General features: G+C 70.3%; 15 protein-coding genes. 12 read left to right on the top strand and 3 right to left on the bottom strand.

Features of this window, described 5'->3' with window-relative positions:
• The first annotated feature begins 2 nt into the window (after positions 1 to 2).
• Positions 3 to 1244: a multidrug effflux MFS transporter gene (locus tag AC4PMY_RS11820; RefSeq protein WP_231884319.1), complete on the top strand. Its 1242-nt coding sequence runs from the start codon at positions 3 to 5 to the stop codon at positions 1242 to 1244.
• 217 nt (positions 1245 to 1461) lie between these two features.
• On the opposite strand, the gene AC4PMY_RS11815 is transcribed toward AC4PMY_RS11820, so the two are convergent.
• Positions 1462 to 1890, bottom strand: coding sequence for a YchJ family protein (locus AC4PMY_RS11815; RefSeq protein ID WP_430893641.1), 429 nt, complete (start codon positions 1888 to 1890; stop codon positions 1462 to 1464).
• 162 nt (positions 1891 to 2052) lie between these two features.
• Here AC4PMY_RS11815 and AC4PMY_RS11810 point away from each other — a divergent pair, with 162 nt between their 5' ends.
• The 10 genes from AC4PMY_RS11810 (at position 2053) to AC4PMY_RS11765 (ending at position 15133) form a co-directional block, all read left to right on the top strand.
• Positions 2053 to 2838: a phosphatase PAP2 family protein gene (locus tag AC4PMY_RS11810; RefSeq protein ID WP_491622812.1), complete on the top strand. Its 786-nt coding sequence runs from the start codon at positions 2053 to 2055 to the stop codon at positions 2836 to 2838.
• Positions 2839 to 3099: 261 nt separating this feature from the next.
• Positions 3100 to 4152 (top strand): LacI family DNA-binding transcriptional regulator, encoded by a 1053-nt coding sequence (locus AC4PMY_RS11805; protein ID WP_491622811.1) that lies wholly within the window; start codon positions 3100 to 3102, stop codon positions 4150 to 4152.
• Positions 4153 to 4195: 43 nt separating this feature from the next.
• Entirely contained in the window at positions 4196 to 5248 is a 1053-nt protein-coding gene (locus tag AC4PMY_RS11800; RefSeq protein WP_491622810.1) for a LacI family DNA-binding transcriptional regulator, read from the top strand.
• Positions 5249 to 5340: 92 nt separating this feature from the next.
• Entirely contained in the window at positions 5341 to 6849 is a 1509-nt protein-coding gene (gene arfA / locus AC4PMY_RS11795; protein ID WP_491622809.1) for an arabinosylfuranosidase ArfA, read from the top strand.
• Between the two features lie 202 nt (positions 6850 to 7051).
• Positions 7052 to 7645, top strand: coding sequence for a TetR/AcrR family transcriptional regulator (locus tag AC4PMY_RS11790; protein ID WP_121293817.1), 594 nt, complete (start codon positions 7052 to 7054; stop codon positions 7643 to 7645).
• Between the two features lie 304 nt (positions 7646 to 7949).
• On the top strand, positions 7950 to 9311 hold the full coding sequence (locus AC4PMY_RS11785; protein ID WP_064294978.1) for an MFS transporter: 1362 nt from the start codon (positions 7950 to 7952) through the stop codon (positions 9309 to 9311).
• Between the two features lie 88 nt (positions 9312 to 9399).
• The gene (locus tag AC4PMY_RS11780; protein ID WP_491622808.1) at positions 9400 to 10242 is read left to right on the top strand and encodes a sugar phosphate isomerase/epimerase family protein; all 843 of its coding nucleotides are present in this window, start codon (positions 9400 to 9402) and stop codon (positions 10240 to 10242) included.
• On the top strand, positions 10242 to 11426 hold the full coding sequence (locus AC4PMY_RS11775) for a Gfo/Idh/MocA family protein (RefSeq protein ID WP_491622807.1): 1185 nt from the start codon (positions 10242 to 10244) through the stop codon (positions 11424 to 11426). Before AC4PMY_RS11780 ends, AC4PMY_RS11775 begins: the two co-directional genes overlap by 1 nt.
• A gap of 106 nt (positions 11427 to 11532) precedes the next feature.
• On the top strand, positions 11533 to 13044 hold the full coding sequence (locus AC4PMY_RS11770) for a cryptochrome/photolyase family protein (protein ID WP_064294976.1): 1512 nt from the start codon (positions 11533 to 11535) through the stop codon (positions 13042 to 13044).
• A gap of 67 nt (positions 13045 to 13111) precedes the next feature.
• Positions 13112 to 15133, top strand: a complete 2022-nt coding sequence (locus tag AC4PMY_RS11765; protein ID WP_491622806.1) for a helicase HerA-like domain-containing protein — start codon at positions 13112 to 13114, stop codon at positions 15131 to 15133.
• A gap of 241 nt (positions 15134 to 15374) precedes the next feature.
• Here the strand turns inward: AC4PMY_RS11765 and AC4PMY_RS11760 are convergent, their stop codons facing one another.
• A complete protein-coding gene (locus AC4PMY_RS11760) occupies positions 15375 to 16250 on the bottom strand; it encodes an aminoglycoside phosphotransferase family protein (protein WP_175484329.1) in 876 nt (291 codons plus the stop codon).
• A gap of 139 nt (positions 16251 to 16389) precedes the next feature.
• On the opposite strand from AC4PMY_RS11760, the gene AC4PMY_RS11755 reads away from it, so the two are divergent.
• The gene (locus tag AC4PMY_RS11755) at positions 16390 to 16992 is read left to right on the top strand and encodes a GNAT family N-acetyltransferase (protein ID WP_064294974.1); all 603 of its coding nucleotides are present in this window, start codon (positions 16390 to 16392) and stop codon (positions 16990 to 16992) included.
• An 88-nt stretch (positions 16993 to 17080) separates the two neighbouring features.
• Here the strand turns inward: AC4PMY_RS11755 and AC4PMY_RS11750 are convergent, their stop codons facing one another.
• Positions 17081 to 17614, bottom strand: coding sequence for a hypothetical protein (locus AC4PMY_RS11750; RefSeq protein WP_139205296.1), 534 nt, complete (start codon positions 17612 to 17614; stop codon positions 17081 to 17083).
• Positions 17615 to 17645: the final 31 nt, after the last annotated feature.

Genomic DNA, 17645 nt, shown 5'->3' with positions numbered 1-17645 from the left:
CAGTGCACACCGCAGGAATCACCGTCGTCCACCCCGGCGACTCGCTCTCGGGCAGGCAGCGCCTCGTCTACATCCTCGTGCTCGGCGCGCTCACCGCACTCGGGCCGTTCACCATCGACCTCTACCTGCCGGCGTTCCCGATCCTCGAACAGGACCTCGACGTCCCGGTCAGCCTCATCCAGCTCACCCTCACCGGGACCACGATCGGCTTCGCGGTGGGCCAGCTCTTCATGGGGCCCTGGAGCGACAAGGTCGGCAGGCGTCTCCCGCTCATCCTCGCGACGAGCATCCACATCGCGGCCTCGGTGGGCGCCGCATTCGCGCCCGACATCGGATGGCTCATGGTGTTCCGCGTGCTGCAGGGCGCCGGTGCGGCGGCCGGTGGTGTGGTCGCGATGGCGATGGTCCGCGACCTCTTCGGCGGGAAGCCGCTCGTGCGGATGCTGTCGCGACTCGCACTCGTGAACGGGCTCGCGCCGATCGCCGCCCCCGTGATCGGGTCGCAGCTCCTCCTCGTCCTCGACTGGCGCGGACTCTTCGTGTTCCTGGCCGCCTACGGACTGTTCGTCGTCATCGCGGTGTCGCTCTGGATCGTCGAGACCCTGCCTCCGGCGCGGCGTCGCGACGCCGGCCACAGCACCGTCCGCGACCGCTACCGCTCGGTGTTCAGCGACCGCGTGTTCGTCGGTGTCGCCCTCATCGGCGGCATGAGCTTCTCGGGCCTGTTCGCCTACCTCTCGAGCTCGTCGTTCCTCTTCCAGGAGGTCTACGACTTCGACGCGCAGGAGTACGGTCTCCTGTTCGCGGTGAACTCGCTCGGCATCGTCGCCGGGGTGCAGATCTCGTCGCGCCTCATGCGCTGGTACGGGCCGCAGTGGATCCTCGCGTGCACGACCATCGTGCAGCTCATCTCGGCGGTCACGATCGTCGCGCTGACGATGGCGGACGTCGGGCTGTTCGGTGTGCTGGTGCCGCTGTTCTTCTTCATCCTGTCGTGCGGCTTCGGCTTCCCGGCGGTGCAGGTGCTCGCACTCGCGAACCACGGGCACGAGGCCGGGACGGCGGCGTCGCTCCTCGGGGCGCTCAACTTCGGTCTCGCGGGGCTCATCTCGCCGATCGTCGGTGTGCTCGGGATCGGTACCGCGATCCCCATGGGTGCCGTGATGGCCGCGACCTCGGTCGTGTCGGTGTGTGCGCTCTGGTTCATCGTGCAGCCGAAGAAGGTCCCGGCCCTCGCCGGCTGACCTGGTGGGCTGCGCCAGCGCGGTGCGCTGACGTGAGCGCGGGCCTGTGGCGTGAGCGCGGGTCTCCGGAGCGGCGCGCTCACGGCTGCGACCCGCGGTCGCGCCGGTTCGGGCTCGCTCACGTGGCCGCACCGCGCTGACGCCGGTCCCGGGCGGTTCGGGCCGGCGCACCGCGCTGACGCCGGCATCGGGGCCGGATCGGTCGGGCGGGTCCCGGTCAGACTGAGGGGTCCACGCCGTCGACGTACGTCCACGCGCCGGTGTCCTTCGAGAACCGACTCCGTTCGTGCTGGCTCCCCGCGGAGCCCCGCACGCCGGGAACCTTGTGGTGCGCGACGAACTCGACCATCCCCTCGGTGTCGAGCAGCCCACCTCGGGACGTCGCGACGATGTCGAGCCGGTACCAGCGGAGCGAGTCGTCCAACTCGAGCGATGCCGGCTTGGTCGACGGATGCCACGTGCGCAACAGGTACTCCGGGTCGCCGACCGCGAAGGCCGAGAACCGTGACCGCATGAGCGCCTCCGCGGTCGCCGCCGACGACTCGCCTCGGTGCAGGCGGCCGCAGCAAGCGCCGTACGTCTCACCGGACAGGCAGGGGCACCGTGCGTCGTCGGCGAGGGCAGCGGTTCGGGCGTCGGTCGTCACTGCTCCAGTATCGCCCGCCAGGCTCGCGGGTCGTGCTCGCCGGACGTCGGTTTTCACTGCCCGTCGGCACGCGTCCGGTGGCGCATCGGCGCGGCGATCAGCACGACATCCTCTCGGCGCAAGCCCGCGCGTGAGACATGCCCGACACGGCATGATGGGACGATGACGGCACCCGACGACCACGACGATCCCGCAGCTGCACCGGCTCCCGAGGTGCACGAGGCGGTCTCGCCCGCGCTCGACGAGTCGGGTTCGCTCGCGATGGATCCGGACCCGGCGTCGATCCGGCCCGATCCGAAGCTCGCCGCGAAGGTCTCCCGGCGGTGGCCGTTGATCAGCGGCGCGATCGCCGTGGTCCTCGTCCTCCTGCTCGGCGTACTGCTCTTCCAGCGCGGTCCGAACGCCCCGTTCGGGTTCGACGAGGAGTGGATGCAGGAGGTCCTCGAGGAGCGTTCGCCGTGGCTCGTCCAGGCTGCGCTCGTCATGAACTGGCTCGGAGGCGGGGTCGTCGCGATCTTCGTCGTGCCGCTGCTCGGGATCGCCGTCCTGCTGCTGTTGCGCCGTCCATGGGCCGCCCTGTACTTCGCGCTGGTCTCCGCCTTGAGCGCCGGAGCAGTGCAGATCATCAAGAACATCGTCGGTCGGTCACGGCCCGAGGACATCCTCGTCCACGCCGACTTCGGTTCGTTCCCCTCCGGGCACAGTGCGAACGCGGCGACCATCGCCGTCGCGTTCGGGATCATCTTCCCGCGGGTCTGGGTGTGGTTGATCGGTGTCGCCTACACGCTGCTGATGATGCTGTCGCGGACCTATCTCGGTGCCCACTGGGTGAGCGACACGATCGGCGGGCTGCTGCTCGGTGCCGGTGTCGCGCTCATCATCGCCGTGCCGTTGCTGCACCGGATGTCGACCGAGCCGAAGAAACGTGTCCCGCTCACCGACAGCTAATCGAGTGGACGTCCGTCGCTCGTCGCTTGACGTCTAGCGCCCGTCGTTCGCGTGCTGTCGTGACGCCAGCGCGGTGCGCTGACCCCAGACCGCTCGGATCGGCGTGAGCGCGGGTCCACCGCATGGGCGCGCCCCTCCGGAGGCCCGCGCTCACGCCACAGACCCGCGCTCGCGTCAGCGCACCGCGCTGGCGGCCCCACACCCCGTCCCGACGGAGCGGTAGTCTGCTGACAGCCGGGAGCCGGCCGGGGGAGGAGACGCGTGTCGATCACGATGCACGACGTCGCCGCACGAGCGGGCGTCTCGATCAAGACCGTCTCGAACGTCGTCAACGACTACCCGCACGTGAGCGACGCGACCCGCTCCAAGGTCGAGCGCGCGATCGCCGAACTCGGCTACCGCCCCAACCTCTCGGCCCGGAGCCTCCGCTCAGGCCGGTCCGGCGTGATCAGCCTCATCATCCCGGACCTCCGCAACGCCTACTTCGCGGAGCTCGCGGACGCGGTCATGCGTCAGGCTCGTGCGCGCGGGCTCTCCGTGCTCATCGAGCAGGTCGCCGGCGGTCGCGACGTCGAGCTCGAGATCCTCCGTGGGCCGCGCATGCAGCTGGTCGACGGCATCCTCTACAGCCCGCTCAGCCTCGACCGCGACGACAGTGCACTCCTCCCGGAGGGCCCCATGGTGATCCTCGGTGAGCAACTGTTCGACGGCGACCGCGACCACGTGACGATGGCCAACGTCGACGGCGCCCGCGCGGCGACCGAACACCTGCTCGCGCAGGGCAGACGCCGCATCGTCGCGCTCGGCACCGACCCGCACGACACCCTCGGGCCGGCCGCCCTCCGCCTCCAGGGGTATCGGGAGGCGCTCGAAGCCGCCGGCATCCCGGCCGACCCCGCCTACGTCAGCACGGTCGTCAGCTGGCACCGCAGCGACGGGGCGAACGCGATGCGCGAGGTCATCGCCGCGGGCCTGCCGTTCGACGGCGTGGTCGCCTTCAACGATGCGATGGCCCTCGGCGCCATGCGCGTCCTCCAGGACGCTGGTCTCCGCATCCCCGACGACGTCGCGATCATCGGCTTCGACGACCTGGACGAGACGCGTTACGCCCTCCCGACCCTGTCCACGGTCGACATCGGCCGGGAGGAGATCGCCGAGCGCGCCGTCGAGCTGCTGATCGAGCGGATCGCCGCGCCCGGGCAGCCGGAGGAACCGCGGGCGATCGTCAGCGGTTACCGCGTCGTCCCGAGGGAGTCCACCGGTTCCGTCACCGCTCACGAGCCCGGATCCAGGGCCGCTCCTTCAACGTTGTAGAGTGCGTACTGGGCGGCCGGGGATGCCGCCGCCGAGGAGGATCATGGCGACCACCCTGCACGACGTGGCGAAGCTCGCCGGGGTGTCCGCCAAGACCGTCTCGAACGTCGTCAACGACTACCCCCACATCAAGCAGGCGACCAAGGAGCGGGTGCTCGCCGCCATCGCCGAACTCGGCTACCGCCCCAACCTCTCCGCACGCGGGCTCCGCTCCGGTCGTTCCGGCGTCATCAGCCTGATCATCCCCGACCTCAGGAACTCCTACTTCGCCGAACTCGCCGACGCCGTCATGCACGCCGCCGACCAGCTCGGCCTGTCGGTGCTGATCGAGCTCAGCGGCGGCGACCGGGCACGCGAGGCAGAGCTCCTGCGCGGTGCGCGACTCCGTGCGGTCGACGGTGTCCTCTACAGCGCGCTCCACCTCGGCGACGAGGATCTCGCCGTCGTGGAGGAGGTCACCATCCCGATGGTGCTCCTCGGTGAGCGCATGTTCAACGCGCCGAACGACCACGTGACGATGCGCAACACCGAGGGAGCGCGTGCCGCGACGGAGCATCTGATCGGGCTCGGTCGGACACGGATCGTCGCGTTCGGAGCGCACCGCGCCGACATCGTCGGTTCGGCCAGTCTGCGTCTCGCCGGGTATCGAGCGGCGCTCGAGGCTGCCGGCATGGTGTTCGATCCGGCGCTCGTCCGGGAGGTCCCGGTCTGGGGTCGCTTCGACGGAGCGCTCGCGATGCGCGAGATGCTCGACGAGGGTGTCACGTTCGACGGCATCGTCGCGTTCAACGACGCCCTGGCGCTCGGAGCCATGCGCGTCCTGAGTGAACGAGGCGTCGCCATGCCCGACGAGGTCGCGGTCATCGGCTTCGACGACATCGACGAGGGTCGGTACTCCCTGCCGTCGCTGTCGACGATCGCACCTGGGCGGGAGCAGATCGCCCTGACCGCCGTGTCGCTGCTCGTCGAGCGGATCGCCGGGGGTGTCGACGACGTGCCACCCCGTCGGGTCTACGCGGACTTCGAATTGGTACGACGTGAGTCGACCACGCCCTCGTCCGTCAGAGCTGAATCCCCATCTCCGAACGTGTCTTGACAGCTGTCGATCGGCACACGAGACTGTCTCTACAACGTTTACCTTCAACGTTGTAGAAGTCTGGACGACGACGTCCCCGGAGAGGATCACGCATGACCACCGCACGCATCGCCATCGACCCGAACGTCACGGTCGCCCCCGTCAACCGCCGGATCTTCGGCTCGTTCGTAGAACACCTGGGCCGCTGCGTCTACGACGGCATCTACGAGCCCGGCCACCCCACCGCCGATGCCGACGGCTTCCGCGGCGATGTGGTGGACCTCGTCACGGAGCTCGGCACGAGCACCATCCGCTACCCCGGCGGCAACTTCGTCTCCGGCTACCGCTGGGAGGATGGCGTCGGGCCGCGCGAGCACCGTCCCGTGCGCCGCGACCTGGCGTGGCACTCGCTCGAGACCAACCAGGTCGGCGTCGACGAGTTCGCCAAGTGGTGCAAGCTCACCGGCAGCGAGATGATGATGGCCGTCAACCTCGGCACGCGCGGGGTGCTCGAAGCGCTCGACCTCCTCGAGTACACGAACCACCCGAGCGGCACGGCGCTGTCCGACCAGCGGATCGCGAACGGCGCACCCGAGCCCTACGGCATCAGCATGTGGTGTCTCGGCAACGAGATGGACGGGCCGTGGCAGGTCGGCGCGATGTCTGCCGACGACTACGGCAAGCTGGCCGCGCGGACCGCGTCGGCGATGAAGATGGTCGACCCGAAGCTCGAGCTCGTCGTCTGCGGTTCGTCGAGCTCGTCGATGCCGACCTTCGGCGACTGGGAGCGCACCGTCCTCGAGCACAGCTTCGACTCGGTGGACTACATCTCCTGCCACGCGTACTACCAGGAGCGCGACGGCGACCTCGGGTCGTTCCTCGCGTCGTCCCTCAACATGGAGTACTTCATCCGGACGGTCGTCGCGGCCGCCGATCACGTGCAGCACAAGCGTCACTCCGACAAGCAGATCCAGCTCTCGTTCGACGAGTGGAACGTCTGGTACCTCGACGAGTGGAACGCGATCGAGGGCACGATCGAGGAGTGGGCCTACGCGCCCCGCCTCATCGAGGACGTCTACTCGGTCGCCGACGCGGTCGTGTTCGGCAACCTGCTGATGACGCTCCTCAAGCACAGCGACCGCGTCGGGTCGGCGAGCCTCGCGCAGCTCGTGAACGTCATCGCCCCGATCATGACCGAGCCGGGTGGCGGCGCCTGGCGACAGACGACGTTCTTCCCGTTCTCGGTCACCAGCCGACTCGCGTCGGGTGTCGTGCTCTCGCCGCGCATCGAGGTCGGCAGCTACGCCACGAAGGTCCACGGCGACGCACCGCTCGTCGACTCGGTCGCGACCTACGACGCCGAGGCCGGGACCGCGGCCGTGTTCCTCGTGAACCGTCATCAGGACGAGGCCATCACGGTGACCGTCGACGTCTCGGCGCTCGGCGTCGGTTCGATCGTCGAGGCGAACGGCATCCACGACGAGGACGTCTACGCGAAGAACACGATCGACGACCGCGAGCGCGTCGGCCTCGTCGCGAACGAGAGCGCGTCGCTCGCCGACGGCACCCTGACGATCACGCTCCCGCCCGTGTCGTGGACGGCGGTCGCGCTCGGCGCCTGAGTCGGGAAGCGGGCTGCGGGCCCCGGTCTGCGAGTCAGTGGTTTCGACGTTCGCAACTCAGGACGATCACGGCGGGTCTGCCGCGCTCGCGGCGATCGCGGGGCGGCGCGCCGGACCCGTCCTGCGTTGTGGACGTGTCGACGTCGACGGCGGGTGGGGAATCCCTCCCGCCGCCGTCGTCGCGCGGCCCTACAATCGGCACATGACGGCACGGGGCTCCTACGCGAAGGGCGTCGCGCGTCGGGAGGAGATCCTGCGCGTCGCGCTCGCGGTGTTCGCGCGCGAGGGGTACCGCGGCACGTCGCTCCGCGAGGTCGCGCGTGAGGTCGGCGTCAGCCTGCCGGGGCTCATGCACTACTTCGAATCCAAGGAGCACCTGTTCGCGGCGATCCTGCGGGAGCGCGACGCCGTCGACTACGAGGAGTTCGCCGCGGCCGGGTCGCAGGACGCGATCGAGGGTCTGGTCGCGGTCATGCGCCACAACAGCGATGTCCCGGGTCTCGTCGAGCTGTACCTGACCATGGCGGCCGCCGCCGGTGATGCGGAGCACCCGGTGCGCGGGTTCTTCGTCGATCACGTCACAGCGGTGCGTCGGAGCATCGCCGACGTCGTCCGGGATCGCCAGGCCTCCGGGCGGGTCGCCGCGGGCCTCGACCCTGATCACGTGGCGCGTGTCATGGTCGCCCTCGCCGACGGTCTGCAGGTGCAGTGGACGCTCGACCCGTCCGTCGACATGGCCGGTGACCTCGAGCGCGCCTGGGCCCTCCTCGTCGGCGACGCCGGCGCGGTGCGCTGACCCGAGCGCGGGTCTGTGGGGCCCGGCGCGGTGCGGTGACGCGAGTGCTGCGGAATCGGCGTGGGCGCGCCCCGGCCGCGTGAGCGCGACCCTCCGGAGACCCGCGCTCACGCGGCTGGGCCGCGCTCGCGTCAGCGCACCGCGCTGGCAGCAGCAACACCGACGGGATTCTTGAAAACCTATTGACCACTCGGGTTTCGCGCCTATACTCAAAGCCGTGCAGTGATCGGTTTCCTGATCCTGCCAGGACAGCACCACCCGCGGGCCAGAGCCGGTCCGCAGCTCAGCGTTGAGAGGAACTCGGATGTCCAACCCACCCCGCCGCCCCAAACCCACCGGCCAGCGTGCCTCGAGCGGCCCCTACGTCAGCCTCGTCACCGGCCCGTCGGGACCGACGGAACGGGCGTCGAAACGGGTCGTCACCACCATGGCGCTCGCCCAGTTCGGTCTGTTCGTGGCCTTGCTCGCCCCGGTCACCGTGAGCCTCGCCCTCAAGACGCAGCAGCTCGTCCCGGGGGATCAGGCGGCGGTCGTCAACGGCAACGTCCTCTCCATCGCCGCCCTGTTCGCCCTCGTCGCGAACCCGGTGATCGGCCGACTCTCCGACCTCACGCTCTCTCGCTTCGGTCGCCGTCGCCCGTGGATGTTCCTCGGCGCCATCGGCTTCGTCGCCTCGCTCACCATCGTCGCCCTCGCACCGAACGTCCCGGTCCTCATCGCCGGGTGGTGCCTCGCCCAGCTGACCGGCAACGCCATCCTCGGCCCGCTCCTCGCGACGATCGCCGACCAGGTCCCGCCGGAGCAGCGGGGGAGCGTCTCCGCGAACGTCGGCGTCATGCAGAACGTCGGCATCCTCGCGGCGGCGTTCGTGGCCAGCTGGTTCGTCACCGACATGCTGCTGCTCTTCGTCGCTCCGGCCGTCTTCGCGCTCATCACCGTGTGGCTGTACTGCTTCGTCCTGCCCGACCGCGCGATCACCACCCGTCCGGACGTCGGCGGGTGGAAGGGCCTGCTCTTCACCTTCTGGGTGAACCCGCTCAAGCACCCCGACTTCGGCTGGGTCTGGCTCTCGCGGTTCCTCCTGACGCTCGCCTCGTTCCTCTTCGTCGCGTTCCGCCTGTTCTTCCTGCAGGAGGAGGTCGGGCTGTCGCAGCAGGGCGCGGTCGACACCCTGACCATGGGTGTGCTGATCTACACGATCGCCCTCGTCATCACCGCGAAGCTCGGCGGCTGGCTGTCGGACCGGATGCTCAACCGCAAGGTGTTCGTCATCGGGTCCACGGCGGTGTTCGCGGTCGGACTCATCCTGCTCGCCCACACCACGACGGTGCCCATGTTCTACGTCGTCGAGGCGATCATGGGAGCGGCGTACGGCGTGTACGTCGCGGTCGACACCGCCCTCGTCGTGGACGTCCTGCCGAACCCCGACGACGCGGCGAAGGACCTCGGCGTCCTCAACATCGCGAACGCCCTGCCGCAGTCGCTCGCCGGCGCGGTGGGCGCGTTCCTCCTCGGACTCGGCGCGGTCGGCAACAACTACACGGCCCTGTTCTGGGGCGCCGGTGTCATCGCCGTGCTCGGCGCGCTGACGATCCTGCCGGTCCGACACCGCATGACCCGGAACGCCGACGGGACCATCACCGGATCGATCGCGACCCGTGGGTGAACCAGGTCACAGCCTCCCGCACCCCGATCAACAGCTCCACTCCACCACCAGCGATGCCAACGACGGCGTCAGAACGGACGACAACACCATGACCGCACCAGCGCTCTCCGTGCAGCTCTACAGCATCAAGGAGCACCTCGACCAGGGCCTCGACGACGCCCTCGCCCGGCTCGCCGGCATGGGCCTGCGCGAGGTCGAGGCGTTCGACTTCGTCTCCCGTGCGCCCGAACTCCGTGAGGCCTTCGACCGCCACGGTCTCGCCGCCCGCACCGGGCACGCGACCCTCCTCTCCGACGAGATCCGCTTCGGCGACCAGGTCATGCCGGTCGCCTCACAGGAGGACGTCTTCGCCGCCGCGACCACACTCGGCCTCGAGATCGTCATCGACTCCTTCGTGAGCCCCGACCGCTGGCTCGACGAAGCCGCCGTCGCCGACACGGCGTCCCGCCTGAACGCCGCAGCGGAGCGCGCCGCCGACCACGGTCTCCGCGTCGGCTACCACAACCACTCCCAGGAGTTCGTCGCATCGTTCGGCGGACGCAGCGCGTTCGAGGTCTTCGCCGATCAGCTGCGTGACGACGTCGCGCTCGAGGTCGACCTGTTCTGGGCGGCGACCGCCGGTCAGGACGTCCCCGCGCTGCTCGGCCGCCTCGGCGACCGCGTGCAGGCGCTCCACATCAAGGACGGCCTGCTGCCCGCCGACCCGTTCGCACCGGGCGCCGCACCCTTCGTGCCGACGAGTCTCGACCAGCGACCGTTCGGGCAGGGCGAGGTCCCGCTGCGCGAGTCCATCGCAGCGGCCCCTTCGGCACGCTTCGCGATCATCGAGTTCGACCACTACGGTGCCGGCGACATCTTCGACGGCATCCAGGCGAGCGTCGACGCGCTCGTCGCCGAGCAGCTCGTCTCGACCGAAGCGGTGGTCCGCTGATGGCCGCGGCAGCGCACGACACGGCGGCCGCGGCAGCGCAGGGCACGGCACGCGCACCGCAGGGCAGCGGCCCGGTCGGCGTCGGGTTCATCGGCACCGGCATGATCAGCGACACCTACCTCGAGCACCTCACCTCGTTCCCCGACGTCAGCGTCGTGATCCTCGGCGACCTCGACGTCGACCGCGCGAAGGCCCAGGCCGAGAAGTGGGGCGTCGGCGAGTGGGGGACCGCCGACGACGTCCTCGCGCACCCGGACGTCGAGCTCGTCGTGAACCTCACGATCCCCGCCGTCCACGCGCAGGTCGCGTCGCAGGTGCTCGCCGCCGGGAAGCACGTGTGGACGGAGAAGCCGATCAGCGTCGACCGTGCGAGCGGGCTCGCGCTCCTCGAGCAGGCCGACGCCGCAGGACTCCTCGTCGGCATCGCGCCGGACACGGTGCTCGGCCCGGGCGTCCAGTCCGCGCGTCGCGCCATCGCCCGCGGCGACATCGGTCAGCCGCTCACCGCCCAGACCGTCATGCAGTACGCCGGGCCGGACATCTTCCACCCGAACCCGGAGTTCCTGTTCGCGAAGGGTGGCGGGCCGCTCTTCGACATGGGGCCGTACTACCTGACGACGCTCGTGCAGGTGTTCGGTTCGGTCGCCTCGGTGTCGGCGGCCGGTTCCCGCGGGCGTGCGACGCGGACGATCCAGCAGGGCGACCGCGTCGGCACCGAGTTCGCCGTCGAGGTGCCGACGCACGTCAGCGCCATCGCCCGCTTCGTGGAAGGCGGCGTGAGCCAGAGCGTCTTCAGTTTCGAGTCACCGCTCGCGAAGATGGGCGTCGTCGAGATCACCGGCACCGAGGGGACGCTCGTGATCCCCGACCCGAACATGTTCACGGGCGAGGTGCGGATCACCCGTGCGGCGCCCATCGAGCGGATGCAGCAGGACCCGGAGTGGGAGGTCGTGCCGACCGAGGGTGTCCTCGCCGGCCGCGGGACCGGGGTCCTCGACCTCGCCCGGGCGATCCGTTCCGGCGGCACACCGCTCGCCTCGGGTGCCCTCGGTTACCACGTGCTCGACACGCTCGTCTCGATCGACGAGTCCGTGGTGTCCGGCCAGACCGTCGACGTGGCGAGCCGGGTCGCGCCGGTCCCGCTCGTCGCCGAGGACTGGGACCCGTTCGCCGCCACGCTCTGAGCCCTGTGGGCCGGGCAGCGCACCGCCGAACCGAACCGAGCAGCATCATCGGACCAAGCTGAGCAAGCCCCCGCTGGTGTCCGTCGCCCCCACGTACGCTGAGGCGATGGACACCACCGGTCGGCGCGCCGCCGAGCACGACGCTGATGCGACTCCTCGTCGGCGATGGATCCTCACCGGCCAGCTCGGTCCGGCGTTCGACGACGGCGGACCGATCCTGCTCATCGAATCGACGTCCACCTTCGCGAAGCGACCGATGCACCGGGCGAAGGCGCACCTCTTCCTCTCGGCCATCCGACATCGTGCGGCGGAACTCGGCGACCGGGCGGAGTTCCACCAGGTCGACCGCTACGAGGAGGTCGTCGAGGTCGGCGCCGACCTCGAGGTGATCGACCCGCCCTCGTGGACGGCTCGGCGCTTCGTCCGTGAGCGCGGCCTCCGGGTGCTCCCGAGCCGCGGCTTCGTGACCTCGGAGCCGGACTTCGCGGCCTGGGCGTCGACGCGGGACGGCAAGCGGCTCCTCCTGGAGGACTTCTACCGCACGGTGCGGGAGCGGACCGGGATCCTCATGCGCGGCGACCAGCCGGAGGGCGGCCGCTGGAACTACGACCACGACAACCGCAACCCGCCGCCGAAGGGAGCCGCCCGGCTCGGTCTGCCCGAGCCGCTCTGGCCTGACGAGGACGACATCGACGCGCAGGTCCGGGAGGACCTCGACCGGTGGCAGCGCGACGGACTGGTGCAGCTGGTCGGCGACGACGGGCCCCGGCGCTTCGCGGCCACGGCGGCCGAGGCGGAGGCGGCGCTGGCGGACTTCATCGAGACCAGGCTCGGCGACTTCGGCCCGTTCGAGGACGCCATGCTCGGCGGCGACTGGACGATGGCGCACTCCCTGCTGAGCGCGCCGCTCAACCTCGGCCTGCTCGACCCGCGCGACGCCGTCGAGACCGTGGTCGCCGAGTACCACGCCGGTCGCGCACCACTGTCGAGCGTCGAGGGCTTCACCCGCCAGATCATCGGCTGGCGGGACTACGTCTGGCATCTCTACTGGCACCTCGGTGAGCCGTACCGGACGAGTCACAACGCCCTCGGAGCACACGAGCCGCTCCCACGTCAGTTCCGCGAACTCGACGCCGCCGCCATCCGGTCCAACTGCCTCCGCGAGACGATCGACGGGATGCGTCGCCACGGTTGGGCGCATCACATCCAGCGGCTCATGGTGCTCGGCAACTGGGCCATGCAGCACGGGTACGACCCGGTCGCACTCAACGACTGGTTCATCGACATGTTCGTCGACGGCACCCCCTGGGTGATGCCCGCGAACGTCATCGGCATGTCGCAGCACGCGGACGGCGGCATCGTCGCGACGAAGCCCTACGCCTCGGGCGGTGCGTACATCGACAAGATGTCCGACTACTGCGGTGGGTGCGTCTTCGATCCCAAGGTGCGGCTGGGCGAGGACGCCTGCCCCTTCACCGCCGGATACTGGGCCTTCCTCGACCGCGTGGAACCGCGCATCCGGCACAACACCCGTATGGCGCAACCGCTGGCCGGGATGCGCCGACTGTCCGACCTGCGCGCCGTCGTCGACCAGGAGCGCACCCGCGAACAATGGTGATCGGAGCAGTCGTCCAGCCCTCGCGCGACCCCTCGACCGGTGGGGGACGCGTCGATAGGCTCGGCACATGACGCCCAGTGATGCAGCATCCGACCCGCAGATCGCCGCACTCCAGGCTGCCGCCGCCCAAGCCCAGGCCGAGCTCGAAGCCGCCCAGGCGCAGGCGGCGCTCGCCGCAGCGAAGGTGAAGGCGGCCGAAGCGGCAGCGGCGCTCGCCGGGGCCGGGATCACCGCGTCGGGCGGGGCCACGGTGGCGGCGTCACCGGTCGAGCCGGCGGGCTCCGGCTCCGCGAGTGATGCGGTGCGCGCCGAGGCCCCATCCGATGTCCCGGCTGACGTCCCGACCGACGACGCGGTCGGTGCCGACGCCAGCAGCACCGCCCCCGGCAGCAGCGGCGACAGTGCCAGCAGTACCGACGACCTCAGCGTCGACACCATCGGCCCGGGCCCGCTCGGCCTCGACGACGTGCTGAAGATCCGCGACGGCTACGTCGTGCACGGCCCGGCGCTCGAGATGGGTGCCCTGGTCAACGGGGAACCGGTGCCCGGCGTGCAGGTCCGCATCCCGCTCAGCGTCATGAACCGGCACGGGCTCGTCGCGGGCGCCACCGGAACCGGGAAGACCCGCACGCTCCAGGGCCTCGTCGAGCAGCTCTCGGCGGCCGGTGTCCCCGTGTTCGCGGCGGACATCAAGGGTGACCTCTCGGGCATCGCGACCCCGGGGGAGTCGAACGAGAAGCTCCTCGACCGCACCCGCGGCATCGGCCAGGACTGGACGCCGGCCGCCACCCCGACGGAGTACTTCGCGCTCGGCGGTGTTGGCAAGGGTGTCCCGATCCGTGCCACCATCGCCGCCTTCGGCCCGTTGCTGCTGAGCAAGGTCCTCGGCCTCAACGCCACGCAGGAGTCCAGCCTCGGTCTCGTCTTCCACTACGCCGATCAGGCGGGTCTGCCGCTCCTCGACCTGAGCGACCTGCGCGCGGTCCTCACCTACCTCGCGAGCGACGACGGCAAGGGCGAACTGCAGGAGCTCGGCGGGCTGTCGGGCGCCACCGTCGGGGTGATCCTGCGGGAGCTCATCACCTTCGCCGACCAGGGCGCCGACGTCTTCTTCGGCGAACCCGAGATCGACACCGCCGACTTCATCCGCCTCGACCCGACCGGCAAGGGCATCGTCAGTCTGCTCGAGGTGCCGGGCGTCCAGAATCAGCCGGCCCTCTACTCGACGTTCCTCATGTGGTTGCTCGCCGACCTCTTCAACACCCTCCCCGAGGTGGGCGACCCCGAGAAGCCGAAGCTCGTGTTCTTCTTCGACGAGGCGCACCTGCTGTTCCGCGACGCGTCGAAGGACTTCCTCGCGCAGATCACGCAGACGGTCCGGCTCATCCGGTCCAAGGGTGTCGGCATCTTCTTCGTCACCCAGACGCCGAAGGACGTCCCGGGCGAGGTGCTCGCGCAGCTCGGTTCGCGCGTGCAGCACGCCCTCCGTGCCTTCACCCCCGACGACGCGAAAGCACTCAAGGCGACCGTGTCGACCTACCCGACCTCCGGCTACGAGCTCGGCGAGGTCCTCACCTCCCTCGGCACGGGTGAGGCGGTCGTCACCGTGATGAACGAGAAGGGGGCGCCGTCGCCGGTCGCGTGGACGAGACTGCGGGCACCGCAGGGACTCATGTCGCCGAGTCCCGACGCCGCGATCGACGCGGCGATCGCGGCCTCGCCGCTGCTCGCGCGGTACGGGACGCCCGTCGATCGTGAGTCGGCGAGGGAGATCCTGACCGCGAAGCTCGAGGAGGCGAACCAGGCCGCGCTCGCCGCCGAGGCCGAACTCGAGCGGCAGCGCATCGCGGCGGAACTCGCGAAGCAGCAGGCCGCCGCCGACAAGGCGCAGGCCGCGGCGCAGAAGAAGGCCGACGCCGAGTACGAACGGTTGCTCCGGAAGACCGCCGGCACGACCCGCCGGACGTCGACGAGGTCGTCGTCGACTTCGTCGAAGAGTCCGCTCGAGGAGATCCTCGGGTCGAAGGCGACGCGGTCGATCCTCACCGGTGTCGTCGAGGGCATCTTCGGGACGCGCCGCCGCCGCTGAGCTGCTGCTCCGTCTCTTCATCGGCGCCCAGGTCTCTGAGCGACTTCCCTGTCCAAAGCGGTGTCTCGCTCCGGGAAGGGCGTCCCTGTCCGGAGCGGTGTCTTGGTATCGGATTGGAGTCCCGGCCCGGAGTGGTGTCCTGGTGCCGGAGCGGTGTCCTGGTCCTGCGAGCGGTGTCCTGGTCCCTGAGCGGTATCCCAGTTCCCGAGTGGTTTTCCGGTCCCTGAGCTTGTCGAAGGGCCTACCGGAGGCCGTCTTCGGCGAGGCGACCGAGCTCGACGGTGGCACGGGCGTCGTCGAGTAGCCCGTCCTGCAGCGACCACACGGCGGACAGCGCGGAGCGCGCGACCACCCACTCGAGGAGGACGGTTCGCGGCAGGCCGAGCGATCGACGCACGACGTCCACCCGCTCGGCGAACAGCCGTGGGTTCCGCGCCGTCGCTGGATCGGGGTTGCTGAACAGTGCGGTGGCGTCGAAGGCGCGGTGGCCCACGATGCCCTTGGGGTCGATCGCCCGCCAGTCGCCGGGTGCGAACTCGAGCACGTTCATGTGGTGGAGGTCGCCGTGGAGCACGACGACGTCGGCAGGCGTCGTGGTGTCGAGCAGTCGACCGGCGAGCTCCCGCCCACGCTCGAGGAACGCCGCGCTCGCCGGATCGCCGAGGAGGGTGCCGAGGGTGGACGCGTCGTCGGCGAGCAGCTCGCGGAACCACCGGCGGAGCGTCGGGAGCTCGGCGATGACGCCACCGGCATCGATCTGCGCCGGGGTGGGGATCGCCGTGTGCAGGGTGTCGAGCACGGAGCACAGGATCGCGACGGCTCCGAGGTCGTCACCTGCGCGGGTCAGCGAGGCGAGATCTCGGCCGCCCGTCGCGCGTTCCAGGACGATCGCGTGGTCATCGCCCGCGAACACCGCCGCGCACCCAGAGCCCTCCCATGACGCGAGCAGCCGTCCGCCGAGCGCCTCTTCCTCGACGAGTGGCACCTTGAGCATCGCCGGTCGTCCGTGGTGCGTCACGGGGAGCAGCCGGCTCGACGGCGTCACGATGAGCTCGCCGTCGGGCACGAGCCGCCACTGCTCGACGGCCGCGTCGATGCTCCCTGGTCGCCATGTCACGGAACTCAGCCTAGGCAACCCGCTCGGACCGGTGCCTGGGTCGCGCCTCGGTCGGTCCCTGAGCTTGTCGAAGGGCTCACGGAGGAACGTCGCCCTTCGACAGGCTCAGGGAGCGGGGAACGCCGGTTAGGCTGGCGCGGTGACCGAGATCCGCGCATACCGCCCGTCCGACCGCGCCGCTGTGGCGGCGATCTGCACCCGAACGGGCGACTCGGGGGCGGACGCGACCGGGCAGTTCAGCACGGACGATCTCCTGCCCGACATCTACGCCTTGCCCTACGTCGAGCACGAGCCCGAGTTGGCGTTGCTCGTCGACGCCGGTGCGGGCCCGATCGGGTACATCCTGGGCACCGCGGACACGGCCGCCTTCGACCGCTGGTTCATCGAGCGCTGGTGGCCGACCGTCGAGGGGAAGTACGCGGAGGCTGCGGCCTCCGGTGACGCCTCGGAGGGTGAGCGCGGTATCGTCCGATCCGCGACGGACCGTGGCGGACTGGCCCCGGAGCTCCTCGTGCAGTACCCGGCCCATCTGCACATCGACCTGCTGCCGGTGACGCAGGGGATGGGTGTCGGCAGGCGGCTCATCGACGCGTTCTGCGGGCTCCTCGCAGCGCGCGGCGTCCCGGGCGTGCACCTCGGCGTCGGCGTCTCCAACACCGGGGCGCAGCAGTTCTACCAGCGGACGGGCTTCACCCGGGTCGACGGCGACCCCGGCGCCCACTGGTACGCGAAAGCGCTCTGACCCAGGCGGTCTTCAACCCGAGCCCGATCCCGCGTGGAGCGACGGTACCCTCGCGCTCCAGCGCGGTGGCCGGGGCAGGACGTCTCAGCTACAGGAGTTCGGCGCGCGCCCAGCGCAGGCGCTCAAGCGGGGTGAGCAGGTCGGGGTGGTCCTCGCGGAGGTCGTCGAGCGAGACCGGCTGGCGAGGTCGCTCCACCGGGCCGTCGTAGGCGGCGACGACGGCCGCGATGCTGTCCGTGCTCCATCGGTTGCTGCGCATGCGGAGGAGCGGTCGGTTCTCGGCGTCGCAGACGAAGAACTGCGAGCTCGCGTGCAGCCCCCGACCCCGGAACTCGAAGAGTAGGCTGCGGCCGATCGCCTCCCGCGGAACGAACCGCTGCCGTCCGACGATGGGCTGCTCGATGAATCCGTCACGACACACGACGATGCGTTGGCGTCGAGACAGGACGGCGACGCCGAGCAGCACGACCATGCCGAGGACGCCGAGCGTGATGACCCAGGTGCGTTCGACACTCGGGGTCGGGCCGACGAGCCAGAGTGAGACGCCCCAGACGGGCAGGACGACGATCGCGGCGCTCAGGACGGCGCTCCAGAGCACGCGGGGATGCGGTCTGACCGTCACCGGTTCTTCACCCCGTCGCACCACGCGCTCA

The sequence above is a fragment of the Plantibacter sp. MDV22-iso1 genome (assembly GCF_058408345.1).
This window is presented reverse-complemented; position numbering and strand designations above follow the sequence as displayed.

Coding starts and splice junctions, on each gene's coding strand:
- AC4PMY_RS11765 (WP_491622806.1), top strand. CDS start 13,112: ATGACGCCCAGTGATGCAGCATCCGACCCGCAGATCGCCGCACTCCAG.
- AC4PMY_RS11775 (WP_491622807.1), top strand. CDS start 10,242: ATGGCCGCGGCAGCGCACGACACGGCGGCCGCGGCAGCGCAGGGCACG.
- AC4PMY_RS11785 (WP_064294978.1), top strand. CDS start 7,950: ATGTCCAACCCACCCCGCCGCCCCAAACCCACCGGCCAGCGTGCCTCG.
- AC4PMY_RS11810 (WP_491622812.1), top strand. CDS start 2,053: ATGACGGCACCCGACGACCACGACGATCCCGCAGCTGCACCGGCTCCC.
- AC4PMY_RS11800 (WP_491622810.1), top strand. CDS start 4,196: ATGGCGACCACCCTGCACGACGTGGCGAAGCTCGCCGGGGTGTCCGCC.
- AC4PMY_RS11790 (WP_121293817.1), top strand. CDS start 7,052: ATGACGGCACGGGGCTCCTACGCGAAGGGCGTCGCGCGTCGGGAGGAG.
- AC4PMY_RS11770 (WP_064294976.1), top strand. CDS start 11,533: ATGGACACCACCGGTCGGCGCGCCGCCGAGCACGACGCTGATGCGACT.
- arfA (WP_491622809.1), top strand. CDS start 5,341: ATGACCACCGCACGCATCGCCATCGACCCGAACGTCACGGTCGCCCCC.
- AC4PMY_RS11780 (WP_491622808.1), top strand. CDS start 9,400: ATGACCGCACCAGCGCTCTCCGTGCAGCTCTACAGCATCAAGGAGCAC.